Raw genomic sequence first — 20,929 nt, 5'->3', positions numbered from 1 at the left:
CTGGAGGTCTCTGAGGCAGTCACAAAACGCATATGCCTCATTTCTGGCAGAGTAAGGTTAAATCCGAAGCGGGGAATTATCAGTCGAAGGCATAACGTTCCAGCGCGTCATAACTCATCTGGAATGAAAGCGGCTCGCCGCGGCGGTTAAATTCAATCCGGAAAAGGCTTTCATAATCAGCCTCATCGAACCATGGGCCTTCGTCGCGCCCTGTAAGCATAGCCGCGAGCACTGGCGTGGTATTTGAATGGCCGAGCACCAGTATTGTGCCAGACGAATTGCGAAGCGTGTCAGCGAATTCTTCCATTGCGTCGAGATCATAGATCTGGACTTCCAGGCCTTCTGCGTCTGCCGCCGGCGCGGCCGTTGCGCGGGTGCGACGCGTATCTGATGACCAGACGGCGTCCACGCCCAGTTCATCCATGATCTCACCAAGTCGTTCGGCGCGCGCTTCGCCCTCAGAGGTGAGCACAGGATCAAAGCCCGGTTCTTTCTCGGCATGGCGAACCAGAAAAATCGTTGGACTGCTTGCAAAGGCGTTTTGCAAACCTGGCGCAGTACAGGCTGCCACGAGCACCACGCTTGCGAGCAGAACCTGAAATCCCGCACGTTTTATCTTCGCGATCATGTAAACGCCCCGACTTTTCTGATAATGATCATGCCTTAAATGAATAAGTGTTATTCCATTATTAGGCGGATTCGGTTATCCTGACCTTCAAGCACCCATGTGCGGGCCTTCCCGCTGTGAGAATAGATAAAGCCTGAGGAGGATACAATGAGCGACGTGACACTGTCTGACGCACATACCGAACGCCAAACGACAGAACGGATAGATGACCCGATCACCGTGCAAGACTGGGCGACCGCAATCATTATGGTTGCAGGCGGATTTGCCGTCTGGGGCTTGCTAGGCCTGATGTTTTCCGGCGGCCTTCCGGGCGCTTGAAACCCTCAAAGAATTAGACTTAGTGCTTATTTGACATTTTGGTAAAATACGCGCATACAACTCAACATACACACCTCACACAAGAGGCGGAGGAAACAATGACCCAAACAGCGTCCCCTCCGGCATATGTACCCGTCAGTCGCGCAGACGACCGCAAAGCTGATGGAAAATGGAGCGTCCGCCGCACCCTGTTCTTTTGCCTTCTGGTGAACGGACTTTTCTGGGGCGGTCTCGCGTATGTTTTGATGCGCTTCTTTGCCTGAGCGAAAAATTTTATACACCCCAAATCAGAAACACCCGGCCAAATAGCCGGGTGTTTTGTTTTAAGCGTACGATTTCGACTTACTCACCGGCAAGCTGAGCAAATCGTGGATCGTTGATAGCAGCATTCAACAAGCTAGCGACTGTAGGCTGGAACGCATCAATTACATTCTGGCAAGCGTTGATTGCGCTGAAGCTGGTCGAGAACTCGTAATGTGTGCTGACGCTATAACCTTCTGGCATCGCAGGAGACGAAAGTTGCAGCGCAACATCCCAGCTACCAGTGCCGAAAGAGTTGAATTGAAGCGTTTCGACGACACCGGTGATCGCTGTGCCGTTGGCGGCGACCAAATCTGCAGCGAAGAGCTCCGTCTGAAGCGCCTCACGAATGTAATCGACAGGCGACTGACCAGGTGCGACTTCAATTGTACCCAAAGCTCGGCAAGTTGGAGCTTCGTCTACACCTTGAGCAGCGCTGAATGATCCAACATTAAACTTCGCATCACTACCTTCAAGCGCCTGCTGAGCGGCGAGCACATTTTCTGTAGACATCTGATATGGACGACTGGAAGTCGTCTCACAAGCAGCCACAACCAGCAGCGCAAGCGGCGCCGCGAACAAAAATTTTAGTTTCATATCAACCCCCAAGGTTCAACTTTGCGAGGCCACCTCCCTACTACGTCTTAAATTGCATAGCTATAGGAGTTTTATTATAAATTGATATTTTCCGCAGATTTTTGTACAGTTCACGTAAATCAAACCCGCCTCCAGGTCGCGCCACCTGCGCCGTCCATAATCTCGATACCTTCCGCTTTCAGCTCGTCACGAATACGGTCGGCCTCGGCCCAATCCTTATTCTTACGGGCATCGAGACGCGCCTGAACGAGGCCGTCAATGCGGGCATTGTCGTCGCCATCGCCGCCCTGCTCCCACTCCATCGGAGTCTTGGAGAGAAGGCCAAGCGCCTGCCCCGCGTCAAACATCATATTGCGGACGGTTTCCATCGCCTGCTCGTTCTTCTCGTCAGCTGCTTTATTCGCTTCGGACGCCAGAGCATTGAGTTCAGCCAGAGCCAGAGGCGTGTTGAGGTCATCCATCAGCTTGTCGCGCACGCCATGACGGTTGTCCGCCACCGGCTTGCCGTCACCCCAGACCCGGCGATACGCGCCATAGATCCGATCAAGCGTCGTCTTGGACTGTTCCAGCAGGTCCCGCGTCCAGTCCAGCGGCGCGCGGTAATGACCAGACAGCAACGCATAGCGCAGCACTTCGCCCGGCCAGTCTTTCACCAGATCATGCACCAGTTTCACATTGCCGAGGGACTTGGACATTTTCTCGCCTTCCATGTCGAGGAAGCCGTTGTGCATCCAGTAATTGGCCAGCGTTTCGCCGTGCGCGCATTCAGACTGGGCAATCTCGTTTTCATGGTGCGGGAATTGAAGGTCGATACCGCCGCCATGAATGTCGATCGTGTCACCAAGCTCTGCTTTGATCATGGCCGAGCATTCAATATGCCAGCCCGGACGACCCTTGCCCCACGGGCTGTCCCAGATCGCCTCTTCCGGCTCGCCTTCTTTGGCAAACTTCCAGATAGCAAAGTCGGATGGGTTGCGCTTACCCTCGTCTACAGCGACGCGCGCACCAGCTTCATTGTCTTCCTGACGACGACCGGAGAGCTTGCCATAGTCTTCCATCTGGTCGACCTGAAAATAGAGGCCATCCTTGGTGACATAGGCATAGCCTTTGCGCTTCAGGCTTTCGCCAATGCGGATCATGCCGTCGATATGGCTGGTCGCCCAGGGCTCGATATCCGGCGCGAGCACATTCAGGCTCGCCATGTCTTCATTGTAGATATCGGCATATTTGCGCGTGATATCAGCAATGCTCTCACCAGTTTCCTGAGAGCTTTTGATAATCTTGTCTTCGACATCGGTAATGTTGCGCGCAAACACGACAGAGCTGCGCCCGTAAATGTCTTTCAGCAGACGGCGCAGAACATCGAACACCACAGGCGGGCGCGCATTGCCGATATGGGCATAGTTATAAACCGTCGGTCCGCACACATAGACTGTGATGCGCTTAGGGTCCTGAGGCTCAAACACGCGTTTCTCACGCGCCATAGTGTCATAGATGCGAAGTGTCATGAGGGGTGTTTAATTCAGGATGGTGAAGAGGGGAATAACGATTTCTGTATGGTCCTGAGATCGACGGAGGATAATTTCTAACTCAGACCTGATACGAGTTCCTCGCTCCTCCCGCGTCATCACGCACGTTATATGTTCAAAGGCAGGGATACCAGCCTTCGCGACCGAGCAGGAACATTCTCCCCTATTCCACTCGCACCCGATCTGGCGTAACCTTTGATTAACAGGAGACCAAAGATGCAACCATTTACACGCGTTACCGCTTTAATGGGGATGAGCAGCTGTCTCACCCTGTCCGCCCAGGCTGATCTTCCCATCCAGAGCTTTGAAGCCAGCTGTGATGCCTGGGGCATACCCGCTGTCTGCACCTCGGTCTGGAGTGAAGGCCTGAGCCCCCATCTCCACGTACAGGACTATCGCATTGCACACGCCGATACAGGCGACACCATATTCGCCGGGAGGGGCGTTTATCGCGTGGATGGCGAAGACGTGACAGGCTATTGGGAAGACAGTCAGGGCAATATTCATCGCCTCACAGGCAGTTGGCTGGACGGCGCGCTGGAGGTCACCTGGGGCGAAACCGATACCCCCGTCGGAAAGTCCCGCTATGAATTTTCAGACGATGGAATGTCTGCTGAGGACTGGTCCGTCACAGCAAACGACTGGCAGTCCTTCATGACGGTTAGCTATCCAGCAAACGACGCGAATTAATCCACGATACCCGAACCGTTTCATTCAGGCAGCACTCAATGCCTCGGGCGAGTCAACCACCGCCCTGCGCTGTTTTGCAGGCAAAGGTTCCAAAACCAGTCTGGCAACTGCGGCAGCATGAGATAGCTGCTCAATCGAGACAGGCCTAAAGGCGGGGATCAATAATCCGGGAATTCTTCGTACTCGCCCTGCAGGAAAGCTATGAGATCGATAAGCTCAGCCACGGTGAGATCTTCATTCACCGTGCGCATAGACGACTCGCCCCCGCTGACATATGGCTCGCGGCGATAGCCCCGCGCAATCCGGTGGCTCGGATTGATAACCGCGGAGACAAGCTCGCCTTGCGTGGCAATACGCGTCTGCATACCGCCAATACGTACATCCATTTCAGGCTCAACGCCCTCACGCAGTTCCGGCCAAGCTTCGATGATATGACAGCTGGAACATTGTTTTTCTTCAAACACGATCCGACCAACCTCAGCGTCACCATCAGGCAAGCGAAAGCCATGCGGAGAATCCGGTGACAGGTCACAGGATGTGAGAAACAGAATACCTGAAAGAGCAGCAACCCGAAGATACATAGCCAATCCCCAAAACCAGCAGTTCTAATGGATACACAACAGAAATACCCCTTTAAATAATATGGTTTTGTGACAAATACGCGTCAGCTCTGTTTTGTCGTCGCGCCCGTATCGTCTGGCTCCGCTGGTTCCGGCTCGACTTCTGCCTTGGGCGACAAAATACGGCACAGTACCAGATCGCCCGTCACGTTCACCGCGGTGCGCGCCATATCGAGAATACGGTCGACACCCAGAACCAATGGCAGGCCTGCCAGCGGAATCCCGAAGCTCGCCGCTGTCGCTGACAGGATTGCGATGCTCGCGCCTGGCGCAGCAGGCGCGCCGATAGATGCTCCGGTCAGTGTAATCATCACAAGCGCCATATCGCCGAATGACAGACTGGCCCCGCCAATATCCGCAAGAAACACAATCGCCACCGTCTGATAAAGCGCAGTGCCAGCCATGTTCACAGTGGATGCAAGCGGGATGATAGCGCCTGCCAGTGAGGCCGGCGTCTTCAACTTGTCGACAGCTGTTTTCATAGTCAGCGGCATCACAGCTGCTGAGCTGGAGGTCGAAAACGCAAGAAGCTGTACCGGACCGACGGCCTTTAGAAACGCGCCAGGCCCAATACGCCCGAACACAGTGGCAATTATCAGATAAAGCAAAAGCAGAGCGAGCAGACCTGCGAGAACAATGGCGCAATACACCGCGAGGTCCATCAGGGTTTGGACACCGCTTGCCATCATGGTTTCAGCCATCAGGCCGAACACAGCCAGCGGCGCAAAACGCATTGCGACACGGATTACCGTCATGCTGATTTCCAGCATGGCCTGAGACAGCGCAACCAGCGGACGGGTGAGCTCCCTGTTATCGGCAATTACGGCGGCGATACCCACGAAGAGTGAGAAGACCACAATTGCCAGCATGTCCTGCTCTAGAAGAGAGGCCGTTATATTCTGCGGGATCAGATTGGTGATCATGTCGGGAATATCGCGCGTCATATCCTGCAAAGCAGAGCTTGGCTCCGGCGCATCGGGCGTCACAAAAGGCAGACGCGGCGCGACCGGCGGTTCCACTGCGACACCACCGGCACCACCGGGCCTGACCATACGGGCAAGCGCAAGGCCGATGGCAGAGGCAGCGACCGTCGTCGACAGAATAAACAGCAGTAGCTTGCGACCGATAGATTTGAGCGCGTCACTACTGCCCGTGCCTGCAATACCCAGAATGATAGAGCTCGCCGCCAGTGGAATGATGACCATCCGGATCGCTGCAAGAAACAGCTTGCCTGGCAAGGCCGCCCATTTGCCAATCAGCTCTGCGGTCTCGCGCGAGATGAGCGCCAGATCAGGTCCCAACACCAGCCCGAAAGAAACACCAAATATCAGCGACAGGATCACCTGCAGCCACAAACGGCCACGGATCAGCGCATCCAGACGATGGCTCAGACGGCGGTAAGTAAAACGGGTTTGTGGCATGACATTCCGGCTGTGATACGCAAGCTCTGTATTGGCCGAAAGACTACACATTTCGTCCGTCAGCGGGATCAGACGGATTGTCGCCGACAAAACCGCAAGAAATCAATCCGCTATAGTTAATTTCAATTTTCCCTGAAGAATCAACCACCAACGCTCAACTATCAAGGGAAAACAGATTGCGAAATCAGCGCAACTAATCACACTAATATAGATGCAGAACATTGTAAATAATCACTTTTCTATTTCTGTTCGATATTTTTGATTCTCTCATCTGGCGAAATTTCAATTTCTAAGAGACGCTATTCCTGCTCGACAGAGCATAATATGGAAGGGACGTTTCATGATGAGGAACACACTTAAAGGGGCCGCACTGGCCGCTGTATCGCTCACGTGTCTGGGGGCCGCTGACGCAGGCGACTATCAGTACATCGGTGACGTGATTTTGAACGGGTCAAGTTATTGCCCCCGAAACACTTTGCCTGCCGAAGGTCAGACGCTGGACATTGCCTCATACCAGGCACTCTATTCACTGGTCGGCACGATGTATGGCGGGAATGGGATAAGCAATTTCAACCTGCCAGATTTGCGAGGCCGCATACCTATGGGCAGAGGCACGACATTGGGCGGTGGGCCAACATTCATTCAAGGTCAGACGGCTGGAACAGAAACGCGCGCACTGAGCAGCGCCAATCTGTATACGCACAATCATGCGCTCCAGTCGGCGAATGAAGACACAGATACCGGCGACTCGACGAATGCGATGCTGGGCGACCTGAGTTCGTTACCGTCTGCCGCGCACTATTACCATGCGGGTCCAGTCGCACCGGACGAGATGCTCGACACAGATTCGATTTCAACGACGGGTCAGTCCCAACCATTCGAAAACCGACAGCCAATCATCGCGATGCGCTGGTGCATTTACATTAATGGCGACTATCCACCGCGCAGCTAAACCAGCAATCCCGAAATTCCACGAGTAAGAGGAGACGAACATGCGTCGCTCACAAATTCTGAAATCCATGGGTATTGCGGCATTCAGCGCAGCCCTGTCCGGAACCGCCCATGCGGGGCCTTCTACCTATATGGGTGAAATCATTGTTACGGCAGCATCCTATTGCCCATATAACACCGTCGAAGCGGTTGGTCAGCTGATGACGATTGCCGACAATGGTGCGCTGTTTTCATTATACGGCACAACATATGGGGGAAATGGTACGACCACCTTTGGCATGCCTGACCTGCGTGGACGAGCACCTGTCCATTATGGACAAGGCCCGGGACTTACCTATTATCCCTGGGGTGCAGAGACAGGTATTGAACATAATTACCTGACAGTCGCGAACATCCCACCGCACAATCACAACGTTCTGACCACCTCGCAACTGCCAAACACGAACGATCCGGACGATGCACATCTGGCAAGCGCAGCTTCCCCACTACGTGCGGTCACAGGCTCAAACGTCGATCCAAGCTATGATTTTGCGTCAACGCAGATCGGTCCAAGCGGCAGCGTTTCTCCGGATCCTGTCAACAATGTGCAGCCGATTCTGGCGATGCGTTACTGCATCACGGTGGATGGCTCCTATCCGCCGCGCAGCTAAGCAGATCGAAAAAAGGAAAATAGACATGCTAAAGAAGCTCTCTATCGCAATAGCCTCTGCCGCTGCATTGCTCGGCACGACAGGAACCGCAAATGCCGGTCCAGATCCATATATCGGCGACGTGATCCTCACCTCGTACGATTTCTGTCCGCGCGACTTTATGGAAGCAAGTGGTCAGACACTGCAAATCGCACAGTATTCAGCACTCTACGCGTTAATCGGCACCACCTATGGCGGTGACGGACGGATCAATATGGCACTTCCGAACCTGAACGGACGTGTGCCGGTGCATTACGGACTGGGACTGGGCCTCCAGAACAATTATCCATGGGGCATGTATTACGGTTCACACACCTCATACATTTCCCAATCCAACTTTCCCGAGCACTCGCACACGCTGCAAGCGTCTCCGGACCAGCGAAACAGCGCCTCATTCGATGGCGCACTTATGGCTCAATTCCCGAGCACTGCGCTGGCATACACGGATCTGGGAACAAATAACGGGCCGGACTTTGCCCCGGACGCCATTACAACTGAAGGCGCCGGAGATACCCAAGTCTTTAACACCCAACCGTCTCTGACGATGAAGTGGTGCATCGCAGTCAGCGGGACCTTCCCGCCACGTTCTTAAGATACAATTTCTGGCCAGCCCGTTCCTCGATAGCGGGCTGATCATGAATGACTCGCCTTCAATCAACGGCCGGAAGCCCCGTTGCGTTTAGCTTGCGCAGCCGGGCTTCCTGCATCACCCGCAGGAGCTCCTCGATACGAAGCGGCTTGGAGATAAAATCGTCCATACCGCCCGCCAGTAGACGCTCCCGCTCACCCACCATCGCGTCCGCTGTCACGGCCACCACATAGATATTGGCAAAATGCTTGCCGCTTTCACGGATCAGACGCGTTGTTTCAACGCCGTTCAGGCGCGGCATGTTCTTATCCATGAGAATGACATCGAAGGCGTTATTTTCGAGCCTTTTCAGGCACTCAACGCCGTCTTCGACCATCTCGAAATCGACATTCAAAATTTTCAAATACTCGCCGAGCACCAGTTTGTTGACCTCATGGTCCTCAACAACAAGCGCGCGTAGCTCGCCAAGCTCGGAGAGCACGACCGGATCGTCTTCTTCATCTTCCGGCTGTTCTACACAACGCAAAGGCAGGCGGGCGCAGAACACGCTGCCCTCAAGGCCAGTTCTTTCAAGCGTCAGCTCACCACCCATAAGCTCAATAAGCATGCGTGAGATTGGCAACCCGAGGCCCGTGCCGCCCTCGACATTATCCCCGCTGACATCACCCTGCACAAAGGCTTCAAAAATACGCGGCACCGCATCGGGGCTAATGCCATTTCCGGTATCACTCACCCGCATTTTGAGAACCGCGCTGTCATTAGTGCAATCGGTGAGTTCCGCCTCAAAGCGCACCTCGCCCGCATCAGTATATTTCACCGCGTTGGAGATCAGATTATGCACGACCTGCCGCAAGCGCAGCTCATCCAGCTCGGCACCGATACTCAGCTCGTCCGGAAGGCTGACCACGAAACCGAGCCCACGCGCTTTGGCGACTTCTGCCCAGCCCTGAACATCCTTTTCCAGCGCCGAACGCAAATTGGCCGGTTGAAGCGTAATGGTCATCTTACCGGCTTCGATTTTAGAAAGGTCCAGCAGATCATTGAGGATAAGGAGCAGAGAGTCGCCTGACTCGCGGAGCGTCTCTGTCAGCTCCTTCTCGCGTCGGTTCAGGTCAGACCTGATCAAAACATCTGTGAGCCCGATAACGCCATGTAGTGGCGTACGTAGCTCATGGCTCATCTTGGCCAGAAACTCGGACTGGGCCGCCTCTGCACGCGCTGCACGCTCGGCATTCTCTCGCATTTTACGAAGCGCCATGAAAGTACGCCCCGTCAGCATCGCTGACAAAGTGGCGGAAAGTGTCATGAAGTAAAATGCGTTGGTTGCCCGGTTCAGGTCACGATGTCGTTCGCCTGATGCCCATTGCACCGGAGAATCCCACGTCACCCAGGCCAGAAAACAGATCACCAGCGTACCAACGGCCCAGAAAATTATCGCGGCTCGTCGCCCCGAAATATATCCACACAAGAGCGGCCCGACAATCAGCAGCGGCACGAGCGCGGAGTTGATACCCGCATTTTGAGGCAAAGCCGAAGCAATCATCCCCAGAAACAGCATAACTGAGAAGATGACGGCGTAGACATCGTAATTTTTGTACCAGCGCAGCGCATGTACGGCGGTGGCGATACAAACCACAGTGACGGTGCAGATGGTGTGATCATACGTCCATTCGCCGTGATCGATCGAAATGACAGTCAGATTTATCAGCTGCATGACCACGAACATCAGCCCGACGAGCCAGATCGCACGATACCGGATCAGGTCTTCGGTCGGCGTCTCCGGATCAATCCGAAGAAGGTGCTCATATTGCTGGATTAAAGTCATGCTCCACCCCGAACGGAGATAACCTTTCCCGTAGATCACCCCCCTCAAACATGATCAGCCAGCCCGCAAGCCCTCGCGATCATTCTGTGCCTCCCTATAGCGGGAAGGGTCTAACAAAGACTAACCAGAGGGGAATTTCTTTCAAATTTCGCCGCTGCCATTTGCAGCCCGGAAAATGCTTTGCGCGACACTGTCCGCAGGAGTGACCAGACATGACCGGTGTGAAACGAGCTCGAAACAAAGCCTTACTTAGCGCACTCGCCCTTTTGGGCGGCGCCGTTACGCTTGCAGCCTGCCCATCCCCCGGTGCTGACGAACTTGCCCGCATAGAGCGCATTCGCGGCGCTGGCGTCGCGCCATCTGCAGAGCCATTGCCGCTTGAACTCCAGACGATGCGCAATGTCATTCAGGAGCGCGACGGGCTTTACTCGCGCAATCACGTCATCACCACAGGAAACTGGATGGCAAGCTGCCAATACTCCCGCAACGGGAATAGCCAACATGCCGCTTGCGACGTCGCGCCTTTCTCCGGCGAGATTCTTTCAGGCCATCCCGTGCCGGTTCCAAACATGGCCGTCACCGAGCATCGCTCCGGACGCGCGCCGACAATTACGCTCGTGATACACAGCGCGCAGGAAGGTACAGGCTGGGCCTATGCGTGCGGGAACCGGACACGCCAGATCGGTGAAGGAATTAATGGACGTGCACTGTTGGATGAACGCGCCTCGCAGGTCTTCCTCAATGTGATGAAAACGCGAGATTGCGAATTCAGTTACGTACCTGAAGGCTCGCAGGACAGAGTTGTCATTCGCCACCTGGCGCACGGCTTTGAAGAAGCGCACACATACGCCACACGTTATGTGACCAGCCCGAACTAACCGGCATCGCCTGCCTGAAACATCTGTAATACTCGGAACGTTCGCCCACAAAGCCGCGTTGTGTCTGCATACCAACTAAGGAGGCAGACATGGCGCCCATGACTAAAATGTTTGCCGCATCAGCGCTCTCCCTCGGCCTGATCGGCACCTCAGCACCGGCCTTTGCCGACCCGCCACACTGTCCGCCAGGACATGAAATGCAGGGACGCTGTGATAATGACCGCCAGGACTGGCGCGACCGCGATGATGAGCGCAGAGCTTATCAGGAAGGTTATGAAGACGGCCAACGCGACGCGATCCGTTATGGCGACCGCACATATAACAACTACCGTGTAATCCGTGACTATGACCGGTATGGACTGACCCCTCCCCCGTCCGGCCATTACTATGCACAGGTAGATAATAACGAGGTCGTCCTCGTTGCTGCAGCATCGCAGCTTATTATGGAGTTCCTGAACTAACTCTCAGGAACACCTGGGAGCGGTCCCGTTCCCCCGCTCCCATAGCGCCAGAGTTTATACCCGCTCTGGCGCTTTTTCTCGACAGGTTCGCGCCTTCGCCGTCAGATATTTCACTTCTTCTGCGGTGAGGCTCTCACGCGCGATTTCAAAGAAGCACTCCATCAGATCATCCAGCTGCTTGCGGCGCGGCTCGCCAAGACGTGCCCGCAAACGTTCTGTCATGGCAACAAGCTGCTCGCCCGCCGTCACATTGCGCGCCGCGAACGGCAGCACGCGCCACAGGCTTGCACGCATCAAATTATCAAACCCATCAACGGGCGCGAGTACACGCGGCGCATCATTCTCATCGCGTCGTACCGAAGACAAATCCTCGCGCTCTCCCAGCAGAGTCAGCGATGCGCCCATCCAGTGCATGGCGGTGATCGCGGTATGAGGGTCGTTCACGCCCGGCGATAGCGCGCGCAGGGCAATCTCGGAAAGTTCTTCAGCCAGAAAGCCGGCATCCTGCATTGGCGTACGCATGGCCCCAAGAGCGACAACAGCGCGAAGCTCATCCTCAATCGCGTCACAGTCCTCGTGCGTCTCCAGCCCGACAACACGCATGGCTGCGTCACCGGATGTGATAAAGCCGCCCGGCAGGCACAACAGCTCAATCATGAGATCATACTTGCTGGCGAGCGCGATGAGGCTGTCACCGTCTATAATCCGTATATAGCCGGATTTCCTGACTCGAATGGCTCGCCCCTCTGACAACTTCTCTTCGAGAGCCCCACGATCAGAGGTATTGCTCGCCTCGCCTAACGGCGTCGGAAACCGCTCATCCAGCTGGCTGCACAGCTCACTACCAATGCCAGCGACCAGACGCGAGACGTGGATGGATTGCGGGACGTGGTGGATGAAGTAGATCAAAACGCCGATTGAGCAGATCGCCAACGCGATCGCCCCCAATAGTGCGATATGAGGTACAAATTCTGACGCCATGCCATCGCTTGCATCGGCTGGTGCACTTTGCACGGCCCGTAAAACCAATAGGCAATACAGAAACGTTGCTGTGAACGTTCCGAGCGTGATCTGATTAGATCTGTCCCGCATGAATGTCGTCAGAAGGCGCGGACCAAACTGAAACGCAGCGTTCGATACAGATACCAGAGTAATGGAAAACACAACGCCGCCCACGGTCACCATGGAGCCAGCGACCGTGGAAAGCACCTCGCGCGCGCCATCGGGCTGGTTATCGAACAGCCAGCCGAGCCAGTCAGGCGCAGCATTTTCAATAGAGGCATCCACTCGAATGGCCAGAAACGATAGCGCTGCGGCCATGATCGCCATAACCAGCGGAATGAACCAATAGCTCGACCGGATGTCATCCAGCGTGTTCAGAATGTAACTTTTCAAAGGACCCCCATTTTTCGGGAGTTCTAACGTTTAAAAGTGTCTACGGTTCCCTCTTCGGAAGACTTTATCAGTGCGCCGAAGCTGACGTTTCTGATGAATACCCTGCCCCTGGGGAAGGTTCTGGATCGCCCATGAAAAATGGAAAAAATGATTCAGAAATCACGTTTTTCTGAAATCCGTTTTCCTGAAACCAACGTAAACACGCTGGTAAAAGGCACAGTTAAGCCCTATATCAGACCTCTACTGCCCTGAGGGTATTCACCCGGGCGGGCGTTAAGTCCGGCGCAAGCCGGCTCGACCCTCGTCCCTCAGACCAAGGATTTCCATGACCATGGACAAGATCACGACACCTGGCTCTTACGAGCGCACAGAACCACTCACACGTCCTTCCCGTGAAGAAGCGGAAGACGCGGTCCGGACACTGCTCGCATGGGCGGGTGATGACCCACGACGTGAAGGTCTTATTGATACACCAAAGCGTGTGGTCAAAGCCTATGAAGAATGGTTTTCCGGCTATACAGAAGATCCGGTTGCCTATCTTTCACGCACATTTGATGACGTTCAGGGCTATGATGACCTCGTCATGCTGCGCGAAATCGACGTAGAGAGCCATTGTGAGCACCACATGGCGCCATTCCTTGGCAAAGCCTATGTTGCGTATCAGCCAACAGATGCCGTTGTCGGCATTTCCAAGCTTGCACGCGTCGTTGAGATTTTCGCAAAACGTCTCCAGACGCAGGAAACCATGACAGCGCAAATCTGTGACGCGATCACAGAAAGCCTTGCACCAGCAGGCTGCGCGGTTCTGATCGATGCGAAACACCAGTGCATGACGACACGTGGAGTGCACCACCCTGACGTCTCTACAATCACAACCCAGTTCACTGGCGTGTTCAAAACAGATAAAGACAAGCGCGACCGCTTCCTTCGTCTTGCAGGCAAATAAGCCTTAGCGCATAAGGCGGCTATGAATTTTCAACCGCCCCTTTCCGGAAAAGAACAGGACGAAACTGAAGAGTTTCGTCCTAAGTTTGATGCCAATGGCCTCATCGCCGCGGTCGCGCAGGACGCAGATACCGGCGACGTCCTCATGCTTGCCTGGATGAACGCCGAAGCTCTGGCTGCAACGCTGGAGACCGGCCGCGCCACCTACTGGTCACGTTCGCGCGGCAAGCTCTGGGTCAAAGGCGAAACCTCAGGACATTTTCAGGACGTCATCGAAGTCTACACAGACTGCGATCAGGACGCCATTGTCATGAAAATCCGCCAGACAGACGCGGCCTGCCACACCGGACGGAAATCCTGCTTCTACCGGCGCGTTGACGGAACGAACCGTCTCGTCAAGACGGATGGCTGAGCCAAATCCTCGCCATTCACGCGAGCCTAATGCCCGAACACTCCGTCTCGCGGGAATAACGCTTTGATTTCTCGGTCTTTCTGCGCTCAGCCCTAGACGATCGCTCAAAGCTGGATGACACTCCTCACATCTTAAAATCGAAATGTGAGGCGTAAAATCATGGCAATCATGAAATCAGAGCAGGTGCTCGCAGAATCCAGCAAGTCTTTCGAAGACGCGATCGAGAAAGCTGTGGCACGGTTTTCGAAAACCGTTCGCGGCCTCGCATCTGCCAATGTAAACAACATGTCCACGGTCATCAAAGACGGTAAAATCAAGAAATACCGGGTCAATCTGCAACTCACTTTTGAAGTTGAAGAGCCAGCGACACCGAAGAAGAAAAAGAAATAGGCCACACATTCAAGCCCTGATGACGGCGCTCGCAAGGGCGCCGTTTCTACATGAAAGAGGCGTCGGCCTCGAACGAACACATCTGCCCCGTCGCCGGATGGGTAAATGACAGACCCGCCGCATGAAGGCAGAGCCGGGCAGCACCCGCCATGCTTTCGGGGCTGCCATACCAGCAATCGCCCAGAATACCGTGCCCCAGCTCAGCCATATGGATGCGTAACTGATGGGTACGGCCCGTCAGCGGTGTCAGCTCGACCAGCGTTTTTTCATCCAGCCGCTCCAAGACCTTCCAGCGCGTCTGCGAAGGCTTACCGTCCTCATGGACCATATGCTTCGGGCGGTTCGGCCAGTCCTTCAGTATGGGCAGATCAACCTCGCCCTCATCGTCAGCCACAACGCCACGCACGAGCGCCACATAGCGCTTTGAAACGGCTTTCGCCTCAAAGGCTTTGGAGAGAGTACGATGCACCTTCGACCCACGGGCAAATACCATCAGGCCGGACGTATCCATATCCAGCCTGTGCACGGTCAGCGCGTCAGGATACACAGCCTGCAAACGGCTGATCATACTATCTTTATGCTGGGGCAGCCTGCCCGGAACCGACAACAGCCCGGACGGTTTATCGACCACAATCATCGCCTCATCCAGATGGATGACGGGAAGCAGGTCAGTAGCCGGAGGGCGATAATCGAGCGGGGCGTTCATGCCCCGCCCATATCAGAAATCAGTTCACTTGCAATCAAACGACCGGACGCAGAGGCGTCACGCCATTTGGACCGAGCGTTGTTTCATAGGTCGCGACCTTTTCGGTCGTGAACTCACGCTCGAGAACGGTAGAGACCTTGTGATAGTCGGCCGTTGCCTTTTCAGGTGTCAGTTTCAGCATGGTGTAGCCATGTCCAAACGGATCATACCAGACGACATCATCATTCGCGTCCGCCATAAGCTGGCCGAGGCGATCAATCGGTGCGCTCGTGCCCATGCCCGGTGACGTAACAGACGTACAGCCAAACTCGACACCAACCAGACCACCACTGTCATTAAGGTCATTCGCCCAGGCTGTATGTGTGTCACCCGTAATGACCAGCATGTTCGCGCCGGCGTCCTTCGCCGCATCGTAGAGACGCTGACGGGCTGCCGGGAAACCATCCCACGCATCAAGGTTGAAAGACTGCCCCAGTGTGGAGAACGGCACGAGCATATTTACATAACCAGCCGGCAACATGCCGATCTCTTCCGGTGTGAGCGTCTCTGTCAAATTCGGCAGTTTCACATTCGCCATGATAACCTGATTGGCGAGAAGCTGCCATGTCTTGCCGCCCTCAACCGAAGACTTCATGCCGTCAGCGAGCCAGCCTTCCTGAATACCGCCGAGCATTGTGCGTGACGGGTCATTCACGCGATTATTCACATCCTGAACGGTCGCCATAATCTCTTCCGGCGCCATATCACCGCGAACTTCGGAGAACCATGAAATCTCGTCAGACCGACCTGTCAGGCGCGATTCCAGCATGAAGATAGACGCCAGATCACCCCAGTCCGCGCTGCGGTAAATCGATTCTGCGGCGCGGCCCGGTTGAAGCTCGCGCACTGGCATCCATTCCATATAGGCTTGGACCGCAACCTGTTTACGGGCCGTCCAGTCACCTTCATTGTTCTCCGGATTGTGGTTTTCAGCGCCCGAACGATAGGAGTTGTTCGTGCTCTCATGATCGTCCCAGGTACAATACCATGGTGCAATCGCATGGGCGGCCTGCAGGTCCGGATCGGACTTATATTGCGCGTGACGGGTGCGGTAGTCTTCAAGCGTGACGATCTCTGTCACAGGATCATGACGACGACCGATCTGCTCACCGATCTGACCACCATAACCATCGACGCCATACTCATAGATATAGTCGCCAAGGTGGATCACCGCGTCCACATCATCGCGCTGGGCGATGGCTTTATAGACGTTGAAATAGCCGAACGGCCAGTTCGAGCAGGATATCACTGCGAGGTTTGCCTGCTCTCCGCCGCTTGCCGGAAGCGTTCGCGTTTTACCGACTGGCGAGAAAACCATGCCCGCATCTGTCTCGACCGCGAACCGGTAGTGATACACCGTGTCAGACGGCAAATTCTGGAAGTCCGCTTTCACCGTATAATCGCGGTTGATACCCGTGTTCACCGGAATGAAATCCACGCCCTCGCCCATCGTGCCGTCTTCAAGCGACTCAATCGTAGCGCGGTCCGTGCCGTAGAAGATCGTCACCCAGATCGGTTCATTGGTATCACGCTCAGGTGTGACCCGCGTCCAGAGAATGAAAGAATCGTGCGTCGCGTCACCAGAGGCGACACCGTGATCGAAGCTGACACCGACCGGGCTTTTCTCGCGGCTGTATTCTGAAACAGAACGGCCTGACGCGCATGCGCCGAGACTTAATCCACCGGCGGCGCCCGCCATCAGTCCAAATACCTTACGACGAGAAATATCCATGGCATGTCCTCCTGAGAGCCCGTTCCGCTTCGCTTAGCTCAGCTCTGCGACGAGGTTGTGACACTCAGGAGGAGACTGGTCCAGATTACGCGGGGGAAGGTTGCAGACCTCCGGACGGTTCGGGTCCGTCATTATGGGCGTGGTTATGGTCCGGTGACATCGCCTCATCATGGTCGTGCGTACAGTCATGCCCGCAGGTTTTACAGTATTGATAGAAGACCAGCTTATGTTCACCGCACCCGCCGCAATCAGCTTTGATGCGCAGGCCACAATGCGGGCAGAAATCACTTCCCGAAGACATGGAAACCGACACGCTGCGATCACATCCCGGACACACACCTGAGCTCAGCTTTTTCAACGCCAATTCATTCGGAATAGCTTTGCGACGTTCCGGTTCGGAGCGCTTTTCGGCCGCCTTCTGGCGCGCAAGATAGGCTTTCATACCAAGAATGGTGAAATGGCCGACTGCAATCGCGATGATCACACCCACACCATAACGCACATAACCGCCATAGCTTGGAAGGTAGGGCACCAGCTCTACAAAGAAGGCAAAGGCCGAGAAAATCATAAAGCCCCGATAAAGCGGCCAGTAATTACCCTTTCGATGCTTCACCATGAGATACCCCGAAATCAGAAGCAGCGGCAGGGTCAGCATGAGACGATAGAGAAATACGCGCGTCTCAACACCGGTGAAATAAGCATCGAATTCAGGCTGTGCCTCAAGACGCAGGCGGCCCAGACTCTGCTGAACGTCTACACGTTCGCGGCGCAGCTGGCTCACATCGCGCTCAAGCGCGGCTTGTTCGATCTGAACATTGGCGAGCCGGTCACGGACGACTTCAAGGTTCAGTGTTCGCGCCGCCACTTCCGGGTTCTGGTCGACGGCTTCGGTAACGGTGCGGTTATCGAACCAAGCATTCAGCGCATCCGTCGCTGACGCCAGCTCAGTTTCGGCAATTTCAACGCGGGTCTGATGATCTTCAACAGCTATAACGGCATCATTTATTGCCGCATCGACCACCGCCAGCTCAGCATCGAGCTCCGCTTTTGCCTCTCTGTCGATGAAACTATCAATGGATCTCTGGTCGGTTATCGTCGGCAGATCACGGATCACCAGACTTCCGAGACCAATCAGGCACCCTGCGAAAACAATGGAAATCAGCCACATCACGACAAAGTAAATCTGCTGCGGTCTACGAGAATTTTCAGTCATAAACATCCCTCACACAAAATGTGAGCGATTGTTTACTTACTAATAAAGGCGAAAATGTGGCTGCAATACAATCCTGCCCGGCTTCGACGTTTCATGCGGACATGATCTTGGCGCGCGCGCCTCAAGCCTCTCAATACATACAGTTTATCACCATTCCAACCGAACAAAACCGTAAAACCTTTCAGCGGCTAGCACAGTTTTTTCGCCTTCAAATGGAACCAAACTGCCAGTTTCGGACGTTTACCTTCCAGACTTCAACATCACTAAAATGGAACCCCGCCCATGTCCGCCGCCCACGCAGAAACAGTCGTCGACTTCAACATCCAGCCGGATACCCGTCGCTTTTCGCAGGGCTCGGCTTCACGCAATGCAATCATGGCTGCGGCCCTCGAAGAAATTCGTCGTTCAGGCTGGAGAGATTTTGACCTTCAATCGGCCCTCAACCATGTAAAAGCCCCGACAGCGCAGATTGAAGAGTACTGGCCGTCGCCTGCGTGTCTGGTTGTTGATGCGGTTCTGGATGTTCTCGAAACGCCGGTCATCAGCGACCATCACCCGCTTAACGAACAACTGGCCCGTCTGATTGACCCGGTGGTCGACATGGCGCGCTCCGGTAGCGATGCGATCCTCATGCGTAGCGCCCTTCTGGCCGCAGCCGATGAGGCAGACGCCAACAAGCTGTTCCGCGCGCACATCAATGACCATTTCAAGCGCCCCCTCAAGCAGGTTCTTGCGACCGCCCGCGCGAAGAAAGAAATCCGCCAGCTATATGATGTCGATATGGCTATGGAAATTCTCTTCGGCCCGCTCTGGCACCGCCTTATCGTGCTTCGTGCACCCTTCCCTGAGTCCACCAGCATCAATGCTGTAACAGGCCTGATGGATCACCTTCGCGGATAAACCGTCGCCCTGCGTCAAGCGAGTTCCCTTTTGTCGGAACTCGCGGTAAAGACGCCGCATGCCCAGCACACATAATTTTACCGTAGAGGCCGACGCAGCCGGAACGCGTCTTGACCGTTGGCTCGCAAACCAGCTTTCGGACCTGTCACGCTCGCGCCTGAAAGGGCTGATCGACGATGGTCAGGTCATTGCGGGGCATGACAAACCAATCGACCCGAAATTCAAGGTGAGTGAAGGCGAGACCTACACACTCACCCTGCCCGATCCTGAACCCGCCACACCGCAGCCGGAAGATATTCTGCTGGACGTCCTGTTCGAGGACGAGCATCTCATTGTCATTGCCAAGCCATGCGGCATGGTCGTACATCCGGCACCCGGTGCCTGGAGCGGCACTCTGGTGAACGCGCTTCTGCACCATTGCGGCGACAGCCTCTCCGGCATTGGCGGCGTTGCGCGCCCCGGCATTGTACACCGCCTCGACAAAGATACATCCGGCGTCATGGTGGTGGCGAAATCCGAAGTCGCTCACACAGGCCTCGTTGCCCGTTTTCAGGCGCATGACATGGACCGGCGCTATCTTGCCATTACGCGCGGCGCACCGCGTCCGCTTATCGGACGCATCGAGACCCGTATCGACCGCTCATCATCCGACCGAAAGAAGATGGAAGTCGTCCGTGAAAGCGTACGTGCCCCCTCTGCGGACTGGCACGAACCGGAAGGCGGTGACGGCTATGTCGAAAAAGGCAAGCACGCCATCACCAACTATACGACGCTGGAAGGCTTCGGCCATCTGGACGAGAAATCAGGCCTGCCTGCTGCGGCGATGGTTGAATGTCGTCTTGAGACAGGCCGCACGCACCAGATTCGCGTGCATATGGCCCATATCGGCGCGCCAGTGATCGGTGATCCGGTCTATGGCAAGCACAAGGGCATCAAAGCCTTCGGTGAGGGTGAGGCCTTCATCGAGGCAACAACCGCTGCGCGTCAGTTCCGTCGTCAGGCGCTACACGCTTACATTCTGGGTTTTGAACACCCCGTCACAGGAGAGGCGCTGCACTTTGAACAGCCACCACCTGACGACATGGCTGAACTGATGGCTAAACTGCGGGCGATGTAAGCCTAAGCATTCAGTTCCAGCCGGATCGGCTTGATCGTTATCTCGCCTGTGTTCTCATCCGCCTCTACAGACCCGGGATCGGCCCCGATGAATGTTTGACTCACTTTGCCAGCACGCGTTTCGCGCGTGACTTCGATGAGCGGGCCACGACGCGCTGAAAGCGCCTCTTCGATCAGCTCCAGTATTTCCTTCATGCCCTCGGCGTCAGCGCCCAGCGTGAGAGGCGAAACCTCCGAATGCATGACACTGCCATTTTCCGCGCGACGACCTTCATCCAAGGGCATCCCGCCTGAAACGTATATGACGGGAACACCCTGACCGTTAATCGTCACCTCGACGTGAAAGTCTATTTCATTACCTTCCTGCGCGACGATAGCAGGAGCAAACACCAAAGAAACAATTGCAGCGGCCAGAACGCCTCGTCGTGATAGAAAGCTCATCCACCCCTCCCGGTTTGCGCCAGTCTAACACATGAGAAACCAAGACTGAAAAACGCGCATATGTCAGTCTGTACCTGAATACATCGTTTTTAGCTTTACGTGGGAACCACGCCTGTCAGTCTGCGTTTTGCACCTAACAAGGGA

The 20,929-nt window shown here is 55.1% G+C and carries 24 protein-coding genes; 13 read left to right on the top strand and 11 right to left on the bottom strand.

The window, feature by feature from the left end; all coding sequences use genetic code 11:
* Positions 1-79: 79 nt before the first annotated feature.
* Complete coding sequence (locus tag G523_RS18370; RefSeq protein ID WP_022694267.1) at positions 80-628, bottom strand: phosphoglycerate mutase family protein; 549 nt, start codon at positions 626-628, stop codon at positions 80-82.
* 147 nt (positions 629-775) lie between these two features.
* Here G523_RS18370 and G523_RS20865 point away from each other — a divergent pair, with 147 nt between their 5' ends.
* Positions 776-946, top strand: a complete 171-nt coding sequence (locus G523_RS20865; protein WP_022694266.1) for a hypothetical protein — start codon at positions 776-778, stop codon at positions 944-946.
* A 98-nt stretch (positions 947-1,044) separates the two neighbouring features.
* On the top strand, positions 1,045-1,209 hold the full coding sequence (locus tag G523_RS20860; protein WP_022694265.1) for a hypothetical protein: 165 nt from the start codon (positions 1,045-1,047) through the stop codon (positions 1,207-1,209).
* Positions 1,210-1,288: 79 nt separating this feature from the next.
* Here G523_RS20860 and G523_RS0106690 read toward each other — a convergent pair whose 3' ends face one another.
* Both G523_RS0106690 and cysS read right to left on the bottom strand, forming a co-directional pair.
* Positions 1,289-1,843, bottom strand: a complete 555-nt coding sequence (locus G523_RS0106690; RefSeq protein WP_022694264.1) for a hypothetical protein — start codon at positions 1,841-1,843, stop codon at positions 1,289-1,291.
* A 119-nt stretch (positions 1,844-1,962) separates the two neighbouring features.
* Positions 1,963-3,351: a cysteine--tRNA ligase gene (cysS, locus tag G523_RS0106685; RefSeq protein WP_022694263.1), complete on the bottom strand. Its 1,389-nt coding sequence runs from the start codon at positions 3,349-3,351 to the stop codon at positions 1,963-1,965.
* A 237-nt stretch (positions 3,352-3,588) separates the two neighbouring features.
* On the opposite strand from cysS, the gene G523_RS0106680 reads away from it, so the two are divergent.
* Positions 3,589-4,062, top strand: coding sequence for a hypothetical protein (locus tag G523_RS0106680; protein ID WP_022694262.1), 474 nt, complete (start codon positions 3,589-3,591; stop codon positions 4,060-4,062).
* Between the two features lie 158 nt (positions 4,063-4,220).
* Here the strand turns inward: G523_RS0106680 and G523_RS0106675 are convergent, their stop codons facing one another.
* Together G523_RS0106675 and G523_RS18365 are read right to left on the bottom strand one after the other, a co-directional pair.
* Positions 4,221-4,643, bottom strand: a complete 423-nt coding sequence (locus G523_RS0106675) for a hypothetical protein (protein WP_022694261.1) — start codon at positions 4,641-4,643, stop codon at positions 4,221-4,223.
* Between the two features lie 83 nt (positions 4,644-4,726).
* Positions 4,727-6,193, bottom strand: a complete 1,467-nt coding sequence (locus tag G523_RS18365; protein ID WP_081648728.1) for a dicarboxylate/amino acid:cation symporter — start codon at positions 6,191-6,193, stop codon at positions 4,727-4,729.
* Between the two features lie 250 nt (positions 6,194-6,443).
* Here G523_RS18365 and G523_RS0106665 point away from each other — a divergent pair, with 250 nt between their 5' ends.
* From G523_RS0106665 to G523_RS0106655, 3 genes are read left to right on the top strand one after another with little or no spacing between them, the layout of a single operon-like run.
* Positions 6,444-7,055 carry a phage tail protein gene (locus tag G523_RS0106665; protein WP_022694259.1) on the top strand — a complete coding sequence of 204 codons (612 nt, stop codon included), beginning with the start codon at positions 6,444-6,446 and terminating at the stop codon, positions 7,053-7,055.
* Between the two features lie 40 nt (positions 7,056-7,095).
* Positions 7,096-7,704 carry a phage tail protein gene (locus G523_RS0106660; protein ID WP_022694258.1) on the top strand — a complete coding sequence of 203 codons (609 nt, stop codon included), beginning with the start codon at positions 7,096-7,098 and terminating at the stop codon, positions 7,702-7,704.
* Positions 7,705-7,729: 25 nt separating this feature from the next.
* Positions 7,730-8,335, top strand: coding sequence for a phage tail protein (locus G523_RS0106655; RefSeq protein ID WP_162141032.1), 606 nt, complete (start codon positions 7,730-7,732; stop codon positions 8,333-8,335).
* Positions 8,336-8,393: 58 nt separating this feature from the next.
* Here the strand turns inward: G523_RS0106655 and G523_RS18360 are convergent, their stop codons facing one another.
* Positions 8,394-10,157, bottom strand: a complete 1,764-nt coding sequence (locus G523_RS18360) for an ATP-binding protein (RefSeq protein WP_022694256.1) — start codon at positions 10,155-10,157, stop codon at positions 8,394-8,396.
* Positions 10,158-10,369: 212 nt separating this feature from the next.
* On the opposite strand from G523_RS18360, the gene G523_RS0106645 reads away from it, so the two are divergent.
* Entirely contained in the window at positions 10,370-11,035 is a 666-nt protein-coding gene (locus G523_RS0106645) for a hypothetical protein (protein ID WP_022694255.1), read from the top strand.
* A gap of 89 nt (positions 11,036-11,124) precedes the next feature.
* The gene (locus G523_RS0106640; protein WP_022694254.1) at positions 11,125-11,496 is read left to right on the top strand and encodes an RcnB family protein; all 372 of its coding nucleotides are present in this window, start codon (positions 11,125-11,127) and stop codon (positions 11,494-11,496) included.
* A 54-nt stretch (positions 11,497-11,550) separates the two neighbouring features.
* Here the strand turns inward: G523_RS0106640 and G523_RS18355 are convergent, their stop codons facing one another.
* The gene (locus G523_RS18355) at positions 11,551-12,891 is read right to left on the bottom strand and encodes a DUF2254 domain-containing protein (protein ID WP_022694253.1); all 1,341 of its coding nucleotides are present in this window, start codon (positions 12,889-12,891) and stop codon (positions 11,551-11,553) included.
* 331 nt (positions 12,892-13,222) lie between these two features.
* On the opposite strand from G523_RS18355, the gene folE reads away from it, so the two are divergent.
* The 3 genes from folE to G523_RS0106615 all read left to right on the top strand — a co-directional run bounded on the left by folE (position 13,223) and on the right by G523_RS0106615 (position 14,638).
* Positions 13,223-13,837, top strand: a complete 615-nt coding sequence (folE, locus tag G523_RS0106625; RefSeq protein WP_027441516.1) for a GTP cyclohydrolase I FolE — start codon at positions 13,223-13,225, stop codon at positions 13,835-13,837.
* Between the two features lie 21 nt (positions 13,838-13,858).
* Positions 13,859-14,248 (top strand): phosphoribosyl-AMP cyclohydrolase, encoded by a 390-nt coding sequence (hisI, locus tag G523_RS0106620; RefSeq protein ID WP_022694250.1) that lies wholly within the window; start codon positions 13,859-13,861, stop codon positions 14,246-14,248.
* A 159-nt stretch (positions 14,249-14,407) separates the two neighbouring features.
* Positions 14,408-14,638, top strand: coding sequence for a dodecin family protein (locus G523_RS0106615; protein WP_022694249.1), 231 nt, complete (start codon positions 14,408-14,410; stop codon positions 14,636-14,638).
* A 46-nt stretch (positions 14,639-14,684) separates the two neighbouring features.
* On the opposite strand, the gene G523_RS18350 is transcribed toward G523_RS0106615, so the two are convergent.
* The 3 genes from G523_RS18350 to G523_RS18345 all read right to left on the bottom strand — a co-directional run bounded on the left by G523_RS18350 (position 14,685) and on the right by G523_RS18345 (position 18,328).
* Positions 14,685-15,344, bottom strand: coding sequence for an RluA family pseudouridine synthase (locus G523_RS18350; protein WP_022694248.1), 660 nt, complete (start codon positions 15,342-15,344; stop codon positions 14,685-14,687).
* Positions 15,345-15,378: 34 nt separating this feature from the next.
* A complete protein-coding gene (locus G523_RS0106605; protein ID WP_022694247.1) occupies positions 15,379-17,115 on the bottom strand; it encodes an alkaline phosphatase D family protein in 1,737 nt (578 codons plus the stop codon).
* 85 nt (positions 17,116-17,200) lie between these two features.
* Positions 17,201-18,328 (bottom strand): TolC family protein, encoded by a 1,128-nt coding sequence (locus G523_RS18345; protein WP_022694246.1) that lies wholly within the window; start codon positions 18,326-18,328, stop codon positions 17,201-17,203.
* A gap of 282 nt (positions 18,329-18,610) precedes the next feature.
* Here G523_RS18345 and G523_RS18340 point away from each other — a divergent pair, with 282 nt between their 5' ends.
* Positions 18,611-19,228: a TetR-like C-terminal domain-containing protein gene (locus G523_RS18340; RefSeq protein ID WP_022694245.1), complete on the top strand. Its 618-nt coding sequence runs from the start codon at positions 18,611-18,613 to the stop codon at positions 19,226-19,228.
* 58 nt (positions 19,229-19,286) lie between these two features.
* Positions 19,287-20,345 (top strand): RluA family pseudouridine synthase, encoded by a 1,059-nt coding sequence (locus G523_RS0106590; RefSeq protein WP_022694244.1) that lies wholly within the window; start codon positions 19,287-19,289, stop codon positions 20,343-20,345.
* Between the two features lie 2 nt (positions 20,346-20,347).
* Here G523_RS0106590 and G523_RS0106585 read toward each other — a convergent pair whose 3' ends face one another.
* Complete coding sequence (locus G523_RS0106585) at positions 20,348-20,785, bottom strand: hypothetical protein (protein WP_022694243.1); 438 nt, start codon at positions 20,783-20,785, stop codon at positions 20,348-20,350.
* Positions 20,786-20,929 lie beyond the last annotated feature (144 nt).

This window comes from Ponticaulis koreensis DSM 19734 (assembly GCF_000420665.1).
Classification (GTDB): Bacteria; Pseudomonadota; Alphaproteobacteria; order Caulobacterales; family Hyphomonadaceae; genus Ponticaulis; species Ponticaulis koreensis.
Note: the sequence above shows the minus strand (reverse complement) of the source record. Positions and strands in the feature narration are given on the sequence as shown.

What these genes read in the sequence shown, in the direction of transcription:
- G523_RS0106590 (WP_022694244.1), top strand. Translation starts at nt 19,287, where the DNA reads ATGCCCAGCACACATAATTTTACCGTAGAGGCCGACGCAGCCGGAACG.
- G523_RS0106690 (WP_022694264.1), bottom strand. Translation starts at nt 1,843, where the DNA reads ATGAAACTAAAATTTTTGTTCGCGGCGCCGCTTGCGCTGCTGGTTGTG.
- G523_RS0106680 (WP_022694262.1), top strand. Translation starts at nt 3,589, where the DNA reads ATGCAACCATTTACACGCGTTACCGCTTTAATGGGGATGAGCAGCTGT.
- G523_RS0106665 (WP_022694259.1), top strand. Translation starts at nt 6,444, where the DNA reads ATGATGAGGAACACACTTAAAGGGGCCGCACTGGCCGCTGTATCGCTC.
- G523_RS20865 (WP_022694266.1), top strand. Translation starts at nt 776, where the DNA reads ATGAGCGACGTGACACTGTCTGACGCACATACCGAACGCCAAACGACA.
- G523_RS0106615 (WP_022694249.1), top strand. Translation starts at nt 14,408, where the DNA reads ATGGCAATCATGAAATCAGAGCAGGTGCTCGCAGAATCCAGCAAGTCT.
- G523_RS18340 (WP_022694245.1), top strand. Translation starts at nt 18,611, where the DNA reads ATGTCCGCCGCCCACGCAGAAACAGTCGTCGACTTCAACATCCAGCCG.
- G523_RS0106655 (WP_162141032.1), top strand. Translation starts at nt 7,730, where the DNA reads ATGCTAAAGAAGCTCTCTATCGCAATAGCCTCTGCCGCTGCATTGCTC.
- cysS (WP_022694263.1), bottom strand. Translation starts at nt 3,351, where the DNA reads ATGACACTTCGCATCTATGACACTATGGCGCGTGAGAAACGCGTGTTT.
- G523_RS0106605 (WP_022694247.1), bottom strand. Translation starts at nt 17,115, where the DNA reads ATGGATATTTCTCGTCGTAAGGTATTTGGACTGATGGCGGGCGCCGCC.
- G523_RS0106585 (WP_022694243.1), bottom strand. Translation starts at nt 20,785, where the DNA reads ATGAGCTTTCTATCACGACGAGGCGTTCTGGCCGCTGCAATTGTTTCT.
- folE (WP_027441516.1), top strand. Translation starts at nt 13,223, where the DNA reads ATGGACAAGATCACGACACCTGGCTCTTACGAGCGCACAGAACCACTC.
- G523_RS0106660 (WP_022694258.1), top strand. Translation starts at nt 7,096, where the DNA reads ATGCGTCGCTCACAAATTCTGAAATCCATGGGTATTGCGGCATTCAGC.
- G523_RS0106675 (WP_022694261.1), bottom strand. Translation starts at nt 4,643, where the DNA reads ATGTATCTTCGGGTTGCTGCTCTTTCAGGTATTCTGTTTCTCACATCC.
- G523_RS20860 (WP_022694265.1), top strand. Translation starts at nt 1,045, where the DNA reads ATGACCCAAACAGCGTCCCCTCCGGCATATGTACCCGTCAGTCGCGCA.
- G523_RS18350 (WP_022694248.1), bottom strand. Translation starts at nt 15,344, where the DNA reads ATGAACGCCCCGCTCGATTATCGCCCTCCGGCTACTGACCTGCTTCCC.
- G523_RS18345 (WP_022694246.1), bottom strand. Translation starts at nt 18,328, where the DNA reads ATGACTGAAAATTCTCGTAGACCGCAGCAGATTTACTTTGTCGTGATG.
- G523_RS0106645 (WP_022694255.1), top strand. Translation starts at nt 10,370, where the DNA reads ATGACCGGTGTGAAACGAGCTCGAAACAAAGCCTTACTTAGCGCACTC.
- G523_RS0106640 (WP_022694254.1), top strand. Translation starts at nt 11,125, where the DNA reads ATGGCGCCCATGACTAAAATGTTTGCCGCATCAGCGCTCTCCCTCGGC.
- G523_RS18370 (WP_022694267.1), bottom strand. Translation starts at nt 628, where the DNA reads ATGATCGCGAAGATAAAACGTGCGGGATTTCAGGTTCTGCTCGCAAGC.
- G523_RS18360 (WP_022694256.1), bottom strand. Translation starts at nt 10,157, where the DNA reads ATGACTTTAATCCAGCAATATGAGCACCTTCTTCGGATTGATCCGGAG.
- hisI (WP_022694250.1), top strand. Translation starts at nt 13,859, where the DNA reads ATGAATTTTCAACCGCCCCTTTCCGGAAAAGAACAGGACGAAACTGAA.